Origin of the sequence: Paraburkholderia ferrariae NBRC 106233 (assembly GCF_000685035.1) — a bacterium.
Lineage (GTDB): Bacteria > Pseudomonadota > Gammaproteobacteria > Burkholderiales > Burkholderiaceae > Paraburkholderia > Paraburkholderia ferrariae.
Map to the genome: position 1 here is coordinate 1 of NZ_BAYB01000032.1, position 11786 is coordinate 11786.

Here is an 11786-nt window from a genome sequence, read left to right on the forward strand (position 1 = left end):
ACGCTCGATGCGCACGAAGCACGCGTTGTCCGTCCGCGGCGCGGAAACGGCATTGGCTGAAGGCGTTTCTTTCATAAATCGTTCATCCGTTTGCAGATCGCAGGCATGAATCCGCCCTGGCGTGACGCATGAAGCGACTCGCCGGATTCGTGCCGTTAGAAGGGAAACCGTGGTGCTACGGCCGGAGTTTTAACTCCGCCAAATTTGCTTTGAATTACTGATTGACGTCGTTCACATTCGCCCCCGTCGATGCAATTGCGCGCATGCAGTCAGCCCCGATCAACCGCATGCTCCGGCCGCGCTAAAGCCGCCCTGCTTCGACATCGAACGCGCTCGCCAGATCGGCCGAAAATGCCTTCACGATGGGCCGATCCGCGGCGCGGCGCTTCATCAGCAGATGAAACGGCACGTCGAAGCTGAAGGCCTCGCGCCCGATCGCTCTAACGAGCCCCCGCTGCTCGAACGCCTCCGCGTAGTGCGCGGGCAGATACCCCAGGTGGCCACCTGAAAGAATCAGGATCGTCGCGGCTTCGATGCTGTCTGTGTTGGCGGTGACACGGCGGCCGGTAAGCGGAATGTTTTCCTCGGGCACCGGATAGGTGCGCCAGACCCATTCGTAGTCCTGCAATGCCTCGGCGCTGGGCGGGCGTGCCTCATGAAAGAGCGGATGGCCGCGCCCGCAGTAGATCGTCTGCTTCTCACTGAAGAGCGGTGTATAGAGGAGGCCTGGTACGCGATGCCAGAAGTAGCCGAGCGCCAGGTCGAACTGGTTGTTGACCACGCCCTCTTCCAGCTCTTGCGGCGAAGCGACTTTCATCGAGAAGCGCACGGCCTGGTCGCGCTTGCGAAACGTGCCGATCGCCTCGGCAAGGCGCGCGTTCTCGACTAGCGGCGCCTGTCCGATCAGCCCGATCGAGAGTGTGCCGACCAGCTTGCGGTCGATGTCGCGCACGTGTGCCACGAAATCCGAAGTCGCCGCGATCAGCGCCCGGGCAGTGGCGGCAAAGCGTTCGCCCTTCGAAGTGAGCCGGAAGCCCCCGCGCCCGCGTTCGCAGAGCGTGAAGCCCACGCGCGCCTCCAGTGCGGCCAGATGCGTGCTGATAGTGGACTGCCGCACGCCGAGCGAGGACTCGGCCGCGGTAATGCCGCGCGCGTCGACGACGGCGAGGAAGACGCGGATCAGCCTCAGATCGAGATCGGTGGTATTCGAAAACATGCTCGCTCGCCGTGGCGCTCAGTCCCTGTCGTTTTGCTATTCTGCTTTTCCGGCCCGGGCCCGCCTGAGCGGGTCCCGGACTGTCTCCATCCATCGCGCCGCGCGCAACGCCGCGACGTGCGTCACATCGGGAAGCCCATCGCCTTGATGCCGTTGATCCATGCGCGCTTCCAGCCGCCTTCCGCATCCGCCCCGTCGAACGCGTGGAAGGTAATCTTCGCGCCGATCCAGCGGAACGGCTCGGGCGGAATGTAGGTCGGGCTCAGGTTCGCGATATCGAGCTCGCGCTCGGGGCTCTCGCGGTCGAACAGGAGATTCAGCCCCATGAACGCGCCGAAGCGGCTGGCCGCCACGCCGAACCCCGTATAGCCCGCCACGAACACGGCCTTGCCGCCCAGGTAGCGTTTCGCGAATACCGACCCGCGCGAGCAGTAATCGATCGGGCCGCCCCACGCGTGCGAGAAGCGCACGTCGGCGAGTTGCGGGAAGGTCCGGTAGAACGCCTGCGCAAGCCGCGTGTAGGTCTCGCGCTCGCGATCCTGCTGCGGATCGGGGTCGCCGTCGAAGTGATAGCTGACGAGGCCGCCGAAGATGATGTTGTTGTTGCGCGTGAGGCGGAAGTAATTGAGCTGCGTGCGCGTGTCGTAGATGCCCTGGCGGTTCTTCCAGCCGATGCGCGCAAGCTGCTCGCTCGTGAGCGGCTCCGTGGCGAGCACGTGGTCGCGCACCTGCATCACGCGCCGGTTGATGTCCGCCACGCCCACCTTCGCCGTGCCGCTGCCGAGCACCACGCGCGGCGTCCGCACGCTGCCCTTGGGCGTTCTCACGTAGACGGTGGAGCCGTCGTCCGTGACCGTGACGAGCGGCGTGTGCTCGTGGAGGCGCACGCCCAGCGAGAGCGCCGCGCGCTTGAGCCCCCACGCGAGCTTCGCCGGATGCACGATGCCGCTGCGGTCGCGCGACCACAGCGCCCCCTCGAAGAGCGGCGAATCCAGTTGCTCGCGCGTCTCTTCGCGGTTCAGCAGCACGACGTTGTGGCCGTGCTTGCGGTGCAGTTCGTAGTCGGCGCGCAGGGGATCGAGGTGTGCCGCGTCGACCGCGACGGTCATCTCGCCGTTCCATTCGACGTCCGCATCGATGCCGTAGCGTTCCAGCGTGGCCTCGAAGCCGTCGAGGTTGTGCTGGCCGAACTGTTCCAACTGGTCGATGTCGTTCGGGAACACGCGCACCGCGTTCGGCAGGCCGTGCATCACCGAAGTCGAGATGATGCCGCCCGCGCGGCCCGAGGCGCCATGCGCGACGAGATGCGCCTCGATCAGCACGACGTCGAGTTCGGGCATCAATTCCTTCGCCTGCACCGCGGCCCAGAGCCCTGTGAAGCCGCCGCCGACGATCAGCAGGTCGGCCTTCGTGTCGCCAACCAGTTCCGGCTCGGCGCCGGGCGCAGCCGGGTTGTCGAGCCAGTAGGGAAAGAGTTTCGTGCCGGCCAGTGCGGCCTGCGCGTCGGGCGTTGCTACGCGGCCTACCTGCGCCGTGCGCGCGGGCTTGAGAACAGTCGCTTCAGTCATGCGGCACCTCCTTCGCGAAATCGCCTTGCGCATGCGTGATTTCGCCATTCATCATCGTGAGGCCCACGTCGACCTTGCCGATCTCGTACTTGCCCACTTCGAACAGATCGCGTTCGAGCACGATCAGGTCGGCGCGCTTGCCCACCGTCAGCGAGCCGATCTCCTGCTCCATACCGAGCTGGTACGCGCCGTGGATCGTGTAGGCCGCAATCAGTTGCGGCACGCTCAGGCGCTCGTTGACGTCCGGGAACACCGGTGCATCGGGCTCGCCCGCAAGCTGGCGCGTATAGCCCGACTCGATGTGCTCGACGGGGCGATGCTGGCAGCGGCACTGGCATGCCAGGCCGTCCATGCCGATCGACACCGTCACGCCTTCTTCGACGAAGGTGCGGAACTTGTACATGCTGCTCCAGCGCTTTTCGCCGTAGAACGCGCGAATCGCCTTCGTGTATGTGTCGACCACGCCCCACTGAAGCTGCGTGTTCGCGATCACGCCAAGGCGCCTGAAACGCGGAATGTCGTCCGGATGCGTGAGGAACGCGTGCGTGATCACATGGCGGCGGTCGCGCGGCGGATTGAGTTCGATGGCGCGCTCGATCGCGTCCAGCGCGCCGCGCACGGCGGCGTCGCCCACGCAATGCACCATCACGTCCACGCCGTTGCGGTCCGCCTCCAGCACGAAGCGGTTGAAGTCCTCGATCGGCGTGTTCGGCTCGCCGCAATGGTGCGGACGGTCGGTATACGGCTCCAGCAGCCAGGACGTGTGGTTCAGCTCGGTGCCGTCGAGGAAGAGCTTCAGCGTGCGGGCCTTCACGAGCGGCGACTGATAGCGCGCGCGATAGTCGAGGATGGTTTCGACGGGGTCGCGCAGGGCCTCGACGCCGGCATAGCTGCCCACCACGCGCAGCTTGAGCACGCCATCGCGCTCCATGCGCAGCAATGTTTCGTACAACCAGGTCTGGTCGCCGCTCGGGTCGAGGAAGCCCGCATCGAAGACGGTCGTGATGCCGGCCGCCACGAGCTTCTTCTGCCACGCGACGAACGACGTGTAATAGAGCTCGCCCCACGGCGGCAGATAGCCGGCCCCGGAAAGGCGGCACATGAGCAGCGAATAGGCTGCGCCGTCCACCACGAGGCCCGTGGGGTCGCCCGTGAGCGGGTCCTTCTCGAACCAGCTCGCGCCCTCTTCCACGGGCGGCGTGGAGGCGTCGATGCCGCCGATCTCCAGCGCCTTCGTGTTCACCCACATCGTGTGAAAGTCGGTGGAGAGCAGGCACACGGGCCGGTCGGGGCAAATGGCGTCGAGCGTCTCGCGGTTGAGCAGCGCGGCGGGCATGGCCGCCTGCACCCAGCCCATGCCGATGATGCTCTTCTCGTGCGGATGCGCTTCGACGTAGGCACGCAGGCCGGCGAGCACCAGTTGCGGATTCTCGAAATTGAGAAAGGCCTGCGCGGCGAACGCGGTGGTCGAGAAGTGCCAGTGCGACTCGACGAAGCCCGGCAGCATCAGCCGTCCGCCCGCGTCGATGATGCGCGTGTTCGCGCCTACGTAGCGCTGGGCGGCAAGCCCGTCGCCGACGAATACGATCCGGCCGTCGCGCACGGCGACCGCGCTCACCCAGGGGCAATGCGGATCGACGGTATAGACGCGCGCATTCGTGAAGACGAAGTCGGCCTGCGTCTCCTTGTGTTCGTTCTGTTGACTCATGGTCGAATTCAATGCGGACAGGACAATCGCCAGAACCGGCGCGCGCCGTCCTGCCGGGCGCGCGCCCGCTCACCCGATGCTCAGGACTGCTCGAGCAGGACGTAGAACTTCTTTGCGTCCTCGATCGTTTCCCAGCGGCCGGCGAAGCCTGCCGGCAGCAGGTAGCCCTCGCCCGCGCGGAATTCCTTGCGATTGCCCTCGACGTCGGTCAGCGCAACACGCCCTTCGACGAGCCAGACCGCTTCGTCGGCGGTCGTCTCGGGAAACTCCACCGCGCCGACCTTGCCCTCCCACCAGCCGACGATGTAATTGCGGCTGTCGCCCTGCGCCGCGCGCCAGTCGCCCTCGTCCATGCCGAAGTCCAGCTTCGTGTATTCGCCAATGCCGGCGCCCAGCGCAACGATGTCTCGAATGAGTTTGGTCATGTGAATCTCTTGTGCCGTAAGTGGAAAACCGGCGACAAAGTTATCGGTTCGCCCCTTCCCGGTATGCCCCCCTTCGGGGGGGACACGGCACAATCTCACGCGCTTTCGGCCGGCGCGCTTGCATCGATAAAGGCCGATGTAAGGGTCGCGACTTCGAGATTCATCGGCGGGTCTTCTCCTCTACGATCGGTCGCCTGTCTTTCTGCCTGCAGCAGTGACGCAAACGTAAGGAATCCACCGTTCATGACCCAGGAATTCAACCAGCCGCTCGGCGGCAACGACATGCCGCGCTTCGGCGGCATCGCCACGATGATGCGGCTGCCGCACGCCGCCACGAGCGTTGGGCTCGACGTCTGCTTTGTCGGCGTGCCGCTCGATATCGGCACCTCGAACCGCTCGGGCACGCGCTTCGGCCCGCGCCAGATCCGCACGGAATCCGTATTGCTGCGCCCCTACAACATGGCCACGCGCGCGGCGCCGTTCGATTCGCTGCAGGTGGCCGACATCGGCGACGTCGCGACCAACCCCTATGACCTCAAGGACTCGATCGGCCTGATCGAAGCGGCCTACGACCGCATCGTCGCAAACGGCTGCCGCCCCATCACGCTGGGCGGCGACCATACGATCGCCTGGCCGATCCTGCGGGCGCTCCACAAGAAGTACGGCAAGGTGGCCGTCGTGCACGTGGATGCGCACGCGGACGTGAACGACACGATGTCCGGCGAGAAGATCGCCCACGGCACGCCGTTTCGCCGCGCGGTGGAAGACGGCCTGCTGCAATGCGACAAGGTCACGCAGATCGGCCTGCGCGGCACCGGCTACCACGCCGACGACTTCGACTGGTGCCGCGCCCAGGGCTTCACGGTGGTACAGGCCGAGGAATGCTGGAACCGGTCGCTCGCACCGCTCATGGAAAGCGTGCGCGAGCGCGTGGGCGACACGCCTGTCTATCTGAGCTTCGATATCGACGGGCTCGATCCGGCCTTCGCCCCCGGCACCGGCACGCCCGAGGTAGGCGGCCTGACCGTGCAGCAGGGCCTCGAAATCGTGCGCGGCATGAAGGGGCTCAATATCGTCGGCGCGGATCTCGTGGAGGTCTCGCCGCCCTACGACCAGGCGGGCACCACGGCGCTCGTGGGCGCAAATCTCGCCTTCGAAATGCTCTGCGTGATGCCGGGCGTCCACTACCGCTGAGGTCACGTCATGAACCACACCCAATGGCTCGCCGGCGGAGCGGGCGAACTGCCCGTGCTGCCCGCCGCGCGCATCGCCGGACGTGCAGTGCCGGCGCAGGACGGCACCTCTCGCAGCGCGATCTGCAGCGCGGCAACCGGCGCGACGATCGGCTGGCAGGAAAGCGCCGGCACCGCACAGGTCGATGATGCCGTGCGCGCGGCCCGCGCCGCGTTCGGCGCGTGGAGCGCCATGGCGCCCGCGCAGCGCGGCGCGATATTGCGCAGAGTGGCCGAACTCGTCGAGGCCCGAAGCGAGGTGCTCGCGGCGCTGCAAATGCACGTGAGCGGCAAGCCACGCATGGAGGCCGGGATCGACGCGAGCGACGTCGCCGCGACCTTCGCCTGGTACGCCGACCGCTGCGACGAAGCCACGGCGTTCCGCACCGAAGCCATCGCGCTGCCCGACGACACCGTCGCGGCCGAACGCTTCTACGATCCCGTCGGCGTCGCCGCACTCATCGTGCCCTGGAATTTCCCGATGGTCACGACGGCCTGGAAGATCGCGCCCGCGCTCGCCGCCGGCTGCACGGTCGTGCTCAAGCCATCGGAACTCACGTCGCCCACGGAGCACGCGCTCGTGGATCTGCTGGCCGAAGCGGGCGTGCCCGATGGCGTCGTCAACATCGTGAACGGCGGCGCCGAGGTGGGTGCCGCGCTAACCGCGCATCCGCTCGTCGACAAGATCTCGTTTACGGGCAGCACGGCCGCGGGCCGCCACGTCATGCGCGCCGCCGCCGAGGACATGAAGCGCGTAACGCTCGAACTGGGCGGCAAGTCGGCGCTGATCGTGCGCGAGGACGCCGACGTCGATCTCGCCGTCGCGCTCGCCGTGGGCGGCGCGTTCACGAACGCCGGGCAGATGTGCTCGGCCACGGCGCGCATCCTCGTTCACGACAGCCTCTACCGCAAGTTCATGGCCGCCTTCGAAACGGCCGTGCGCGCCCTCGTGGTGGCGCCACCCGCCACGCCCCGCGCGACGATGGGACCGCTCATCTCGCGCGCGCACCGCACGCGCGTGGAGGCGTTGGTCGAGCGCGGCCTCGAAGCCGGCGCGCGTGTCGCATTTTGCGGCCAGGTGGCGGAGGAAAGTGGGGGCGGCTTCTTCATGGCGCCTGTCGTCGTGGCCGAGCCGGCCGCCGACAACGTGCTGTGGACCGACGAAATATTTGGCCCCGTGGCCTGCGTGAAATCGTTCCGCACCGACGAAGACGCCATCGGACTCGCGAACGACACGCGCTACGGCCTCGTCGCCACGGTCGTGACCGCGAACGCGGAGAGGGCACAGCATTATCGGCGGCGGCTGCGGGCAGGGCTCGTGTGGCACAACACGCCGCAACTGATCTTCCCGCACATCAGCTGGGGCGGCTTCGGCCTCTCCGGGATCGGGCGCGAACTCGGGCTCGCAGGGCTGCGCAGTTACCAGGAACTGCGCCATGCCATCGCGGCGGCGGAACGCCAAGCGAGGGGTGGATTCCACCGATTTCTGGCGGCCCCGCCTGTCTGATATGGTTGGGGCCTGCTCGCGCCTGGAATATCGGCTGCGAATCGTAAAGGCAAGTAGACGAACCGAACCGGGGGGACACCATGCTGCTCAACGTCGACCCTTTCAATCACAGTAGCCGGCACCTCAACGTCTCGATCAAGGCGCTGGGCGAAGTCATCGAATCCGTCGGGTTGCCGCATTTCGTGCATCGGCTCACGCGCTTCCTGCACGAGCTGATTCCGCTCGACTCCGCCCACGTCGATCGCACGCGCTTCGACCCTGCCTCGCCGCTGGGCTATCGCTGCGAGTGGATCGGCAGCGGCACCGTCCACGAGGAACAGGCGGTGCTCGACGGCATCATGACGCTCTACTACGACCGCTTCCAGTCCGTCGACCCGCTCTTCGCCGGCATCCGCGATACATCGGGCACCCATCTCGTCGTGCGCGACATGAACAAGCTGCCGGCGGGCGAGTTTCGCGCGCTGATCTTCGAGAGCAGTCATATCGCCCAGGAGTGCGTGCTGACGAAAAGCACCCGCCACACGCAGTATTCGCTTGCGATCGTGCGCCGCGACGACCAGCCGCAATTCTCGCTCGCCGAGCTCAATCATTTCCGGCACCTCGGCGACTTCCTGTTTCCGCTGCTGGAACTGCATGTGTCCACGGCGGCCGTGAAGCGCACCGCCAACGCGATGAGCGAAACCGATCCGCTCGTGCTGTTCGACGCGCGGATTGCCAGTGACGGCATCCGGCTCTCGAAGCGGGAATACGAAAGCTGCCGGCACCTGATCGCAGGCCGCACCGTGCCGGAAACGGCCGAGATACTGGGGGTCCGGCAGACCTCGGCGGAATCCTATGTCCAGCGGGCGTTCGCCAAGCTGGGCGTGCGGACCAAGCGCGAGCTCGCCCTTTGGGCGCGCGGGCAACTCGCGCAGCCGGCTACCGAGTAACTCAACGGGACATAAGCAGTCCTGTCGATATCGGGCTCTCTCCGGCCTGCGGCCGTTATCGCGGCCTAACCTGTGCAGGCTTTCGCGGCAGGTTCAACGCGCTCCGGCGCAGCGGAGTTCGCGAGCCACGCGACGCAACGCCTCCACCTGAGGCATACGCCGCTCAAGTTGGTCAATTGCGCACCATGGGTACGGCAAGCTTCGCGCCCACCCCAGCATCGGCGCCGCGATCTCGCGCCCGAGCACCCGCATCTCGTCGATCGTAATGACAAGACGGCTGATCCGTCCTGCGTTAGCGAGCCATTCGTACCTGCCTGAACCCAGGCGCGCGGCGCCGTCGTCCTTCTGGGTCATGCAGACGAGCCAGTTGGTAGCGTAAGCAAGTGCGTCAGGTGTCGGCGGTGCGCCGATGCAGAACGTGTAGACATTCTCGTAGCGCTGGGCAAACTGGCTCACCATGATCGAAGTGATCGCGTCGCGTCCCGTAAGGTGCGGCGGGAACGCGATGTCGTCGGTTCTGACCCGCGTGACCAGTTCAGCCTGCTCCTCGAAGGCCGCCTCCATCAGGTGAGGCCGGTTACCGTCCTTGGCGTGGATATAAGCTTCGATACAGTGTTTCAGCGAGGGCATGATGGCATTCGCGAAGCGGGTTGAGTCAGCAAGGCACGGCGGCACCCCGGCAGGCGCAGGGCGTCGCGCCATCAGCCGTGGATTGCGAGCGATTCGACCGCGTACGCGTGGCGCAGCGTGCGGCCCAGAACCGGGTCCTCGAGCACGACCTCGAATTGCTGCGCCGGTCGGATACCGCCAATGGCGGCCAGCGTGCCGCACAGCATCGCGGCTCCGTCTTCGAACGTCTCCGAGCGGGAAGCGAAACGCGCCAGCAGATCCTCGGGCGAATGCATGGCCGTCACCGGGCCCTCCTGATACAACACGCGTTCGCCGTCGACGGTGGCATACGAGCGCAGGATCAGGCTGTCCCAGTGGTCCTCGACGTCGGCGAGGCGCCACAGGGTCGAGGAGCACGGCTTTTCGCACATTTGCTTCGAGACCGTGATGCCATAGGTCTCGACTTCGCGGTCCGTATGGTCCGAAGCGATGCCGACAAAGATTTCGCCGCCGTCCTTGACGAGCAGGAACTCCGCCTCGCCGCTGCTCGCACCGCCGCTTACCTGAACGACGGGTTCAGCGCTCAGGCGGCTCGCGGCAACCCGGTAGAACACCGGCGTGTACGGCGGACGCTTGACGCCCAGTTCTTCGAGTTCCCGAATGTGGGCTTCCATCGCCACGGTGTCGCGGCCGGTCCAGCCGGCCACGACGAGTTGCCGGATGGAAATGGCCCGCGGCTTCACGCCTTCCGGACCGTCGATGTGGAACGTGATCGTATTCATGTTTGCAAATTCTCCAGAGTGGCTCGCGCTCACGCGCGGCCAGGCTCAGCGCGTGGGCTCAACAGCCGCTCCACGGCGAGGCCGGTTTCCAGCAACGCCCGATCGGCGAGGTGCCGTCCGAACAGCATCAGGCCAACCGGCGCTTCGCCCGGTTCGTGGCAGGGAACGGAAAGCGAACACAGGTTCAGCATGTTCGCTATCGAGGGGTTGCGCAGCAGAAGTCGGTTGGCATTGAAAAATACTTCGTCATCCTCAAGTTCATCGACACGCGGCGCCGTGATCGGAACGGTGGGCATGACGAGCGCATCGAACGGCGCCATCTCGCCATCCATCGAGCGGCAAAGCTCCGCACGCAGCGTAAGCATCCGCAGGTAATCCACCGGCTGCTGGGCGTCGGCCAGCCGAATGCGCGAGACGACGCGCGGATCGTATTTCTGCGGCTGCTCGCTCAACAGGTTGCGATGCCAGGCACTAGCCTCGGCCGCAACAAGTCCGCCGTTCTGGCCGATCTCGCCCAGCCGCTCCCAACTCGCAAACGCGACCTCTTCCATCACGGCACCGGCTGCGGACAAGGCCGTGAGCGAGCGCGACCACGCGCGCGCGACGGCATCGCTCATGCCGTCAAGCACGACGCGCATCGGCACGGCGAGGCGCAGGCCCCGCACGTTGCGCCTCGCAAGAGGCGCCGGTTCCTCGCCGGCCATCACGGCGTCCAGCGTAGCGCAGCAAGCCACCGAATTCGCGAGCGAGCCTATCGAGTCGTAGCTCGACGAGAGCGGCACTGCACCCTGCAGCGGTATGCGGCTTGCCGTCGGCTTGAAGCCCACGATGCCGCACAACGCTGCCGGGATGCGGCAGGAGCCGCCGGTATCGGACCCAATCGCGGCGATCGCCATGGCGTCCGCGACGGACACCGCCGCGCCCGACGACGAACCTCCGGGAATCCGGCCGGCAACGCGATCATGCGGGTTGAGCGGCGTGCCGTAGTGCGGGTTGATGCCCACGCCCGAATACGCGAACTCGGTCATGTTGGTCCGACCCACGAACACGGCGCCGGCTGAACGCAGCCGCGTAATCGCCGTGGCGTCCCGACGCGCAACGACCTCGGGCATCGCACGCGAGCCGGCACGCGTGACCTCGCCCTGCACGTCGAACAGGTCCTTTACCGACACCGGCACGCCGGCAAGCGGTCCGGCAACGCCAATGCTGCGCAGCATGTCGGCGCTCGCTGCCTGGACGTGCGCGGCCGCGCTCACGCCATAGGGGAACACGCGTGCGCCCTCCCCGCCGGCGCACCCGGCCCTCCCGACACACCCATCCAGCAAAGCCGCTGCGCTTGTCTGGCCGCCCGCGAGTGCCGCCGTTACGGCTTCCACGGTACGCGTCATGATCAGGCCGGGTCGTAGTAGTGGATCTCAAGCAGCACGCAGCCGCCGTTCGACTTGAACGGGCCGTGCCATGCGCCGGGCGGCCGCACTGCGTATGTATAGCCCTTGAACGGCACGCCGCCCTCGCCTTTCTCGTCGTTGCCGACGGTCAGGTCGCCTTGCACGAGAAACACCTCTTCCCAGTAGTCGTGCACGAAAGGCTTCTTCGTAAAGAGGCCGGCAGGCAGACGCAGCAGGCGCGTGCGGCTTCCCTTCTTGTTGACCGTGTCCAGCGCGCCCGAAAGGATCAACTCTTGCGCGCCCGAGTTGGCGTCGTAGCCCTCCGGCAACTGCCAGCCCTGCTCCATGTCCAGCTTGTGAAATTCGTCGTGAATCTTGTTGATCGCCATGCTTTTCTCCTGTTGCGTCTAGCGAATACGTTG

The 11786-nt window shown here is 66.3% G+C and carries 11 protein-coding genes; 3 read left to right on the forward strand and 8 right to left on the reverse strand.

What is annotated here, in order from left to right:
• Window positions 1–301 precede the first annotated feature (301 nt).
• The 4 genes from BFE01S_RS28690 to BFE01S_RS28705 all read right to left on the reverse strand — a co-directional run bounded on the left by BFE01S_RS28690 (window position 302) and on the right by BFE01S_RS28705 (window position 4917).
• Complete coding sequence (locus tag BFE01S_RS28690; protein ID WP_028228459.1) at window positions 302–1216, reverse strand: LysR family transcriptional regulator; 915 nt, start codon at window positions 1214–1216, stop codon at window positions 302–304.
• A 122-nt stretch (window positions 1217–1338) separates the two neighbouring features.
• Window positions 1339–2784, reverse strand: coding sequence for an NAD(P)/FAD-dependent oxidoreductase (locus BFE01S_RS28695; protein ID WP_042338904.1), 1446 nt, complete (start codon window positions 2782–2784; stop codon window positions 1339–1341).
• On the reverse strand, window positions 2777–4492 hold the full coding sequence (locus BFE01S_RS28700) for an amidohydrolase (protein ID WP_028228461.1): 1716 nt from the start codon (window positions 4490–4492) through the stop codon (window positions 2777–2779). The genes BFE01S_RS28695 and BFE01S_RS28700 overlap by 8 nt, the downstream gene beginning before the upstream one ends.
• 80 nt (window positions 4493–4572) lie before the next feature.
• On the reverse strand, window positions 4573–4917 hold the full coding sequence (locus BFE01S_RS28705; RefSeq protein WP_028228462.1) for a cupin domain-containing protein: 345 nt from the start codon (window positions 4915–4917) through the stop codon (window positions 4573–4575).
• A 243-nt stretch (window positions 4918–5160) separates the two neighbouring features.
• Here BFE01S_RS28705 and speB point away from each other — a divergent pair, with 243 nt between their 5' ends.
• The 3 genes from speB (at window position 5161) to BFE01S_RS28720 (ending at window position 8585) form a co-directional block, all read left to right on the forward strand.
• A complete protein-coding gene (gene speB, locus BFE01S_RS28710) occupies window positions 5161–6111 on the forward strand; it encodes an agmatinase (RefSeq protein ID WP_028228463.1) in 951 nt (316 codons plus the stop codon).
• A 9-nt stretch (window positions 6112–6120) separates the two neighbouring features.
• Window positions 6121–7656, forward strand: coding sequence for an aldehyde dehydrogenase family protein (locus BFE01S_RS40570; RefSeq protein WP_042338906.1), 1536 nt, complete (start codon window positions 6121–6123; stop codon window positions 7654–7656).
• Window positions 7657–7736: 80 nt separating this feature from the next.
• Window positions 7737–8585 carry a response regulator transcription factor gene (locus tag BFE01S_RS28720; protein ID WP_028228464.1) on the forward strand — a complete coding sequence of 283 codons (849 nt, stop codon included), beginning with the start codon at window positions 7737–7739 and terminating at the stop codon, window positions 8583–8585.
• Between the two features lie 93 nt (window positions 8586–8678).
• On the opposite strand, the gene BFE01S_RS28725 is transcribed toward BFE01S_RS28720, so the two are convergent.
• The 4 genes from BFE01S_RS28725 to BFE01S_RS28740 form a co-directional block, all read right to left on the reverse strand.
• Entirely contained in the window at window positions 8679–9215 is a 537-nt protein-coding gene (locus tag BFE01S_RS28725) for a hypothetical protein (RefSeq protein WP_028228465.1), read from the reverse strand.
• Window positions 9216–9286: 71 nt separating this feature from the next.
• Window positions 9287–9976: a DUF2848 domain-containing protein gene (locus tag BFE01S_RS28730; RefSeq protein ID WP_028228466.1), complete on the reverse strand. Its 690-nt coding sequence runs from the start codon at window positions 9974–9976 to the stop codon at window positions 9287–9289.
• Between the two features lie 29 nt (window positions 9977–10005).
• Window positions 10006–11364 (reverse strand): amidase, encoded by a 1359-nt coding sequence (locus BFE01S_RS28735; protein ID WP_028228467.1) that lies wholly within the window; start codon window positions 11362–11364, stop codon window positions 10006–10008.
• Window positions 11365–11366: 2 nt separating this feature from the next.
• A complete protein-coding gene (locus BFE01S_RS28740) occupies window positions 11367–11753 on the reverse strand; it encodes a hypothetical protein (RefSeq protein ID WP_028228468.1) in 387 nt (128 codons plus the stop codon).
• Window positions 11754–11786: the final 33 nt, after the last annotated feature.

Excerpts from the sequence above, each read along its gene's own strand:
- BFE01S_RS28695 (WP_042338904.1), bottom strand. The coding sequence starts at position 2,784 with ATGACTGAAGCGACTGTTCTCAAGCCCGCGCGCACGGCGCAGGTAGGC.
- speB (WP_028228463.1), top strand. The coding sequence starts at position 5,161 with ATGACCCAGGAATTCAACCAGCCGCTCGGCGGCAACGACATGCCGCGC.
- BFE01S_RS28740 (WP_028228468.1), bottom strand. The coding sequence starts at position 11,753 with ATGGCGATCAACAAGATTCACGACGAATTTCACAAGCTGGACATGGAG.
- BFE01S_RS28720 (WP_028228464.1), top strand. The coding sequence starts at position 7,737 with ATGCTGCTCAACGTCGACCCTTTCAATCACAGTAGCCGGCACCTCAAC.
- BFE01S_RS40570 (WP_042338906.1), top strand. The coding sequence starts at position 6,121 with ATGAACCACACCCAATGGCTCGCCGGCGGAGCGGGCGAACTGCCCGTG.
- BFE01S_RS28735 (WP_028228467.1), bottom strand. The coding sequence starts at position 11,364 with ATGACGCGTACCGTGGAAGCCGTAACGGCGGCACTCGCGGGCGGCCAG.
- BFE01S_RS28705 (WP_028228462.1), bottom strand. The coding sequence starts at position 4,917 with ATGACCAAACTCATTCGAGACATCGTTGCGCTGGGCGCCGGCATTGGC.
- BFE01S_RS28690 (WP_028228459.1), bottom strand. The coding sequence starts at position 1,216 with ATGTTTTCGAATACCACCGATCTCGATCTGAGGCTGATCCGCGTCTTC.
- BFE01S_RS28725 (WP_028228465.1), bottom strand. The coding sequence starts at position 9,215 with ATGCCCTCGCTGAAACACTGTATCGAAGCTTATATCCACGCCAAGGAC.
- BFE01S_RS28730 (WP_028228466.1), bottom strand. The coding sequence starts at position 9,976 with ATGAATACGATCACGTTCCACATCGACGGTCCGGAAGGCGTGAAGCCG.
- BFE01S_RS28700 (WP_028228461.1), bottom strand. The coding sequence starts at position 4,492 with ATGAGTCAACAGAACGAACACAAGGAGACGCAGGCCGACTTCGTCTTC.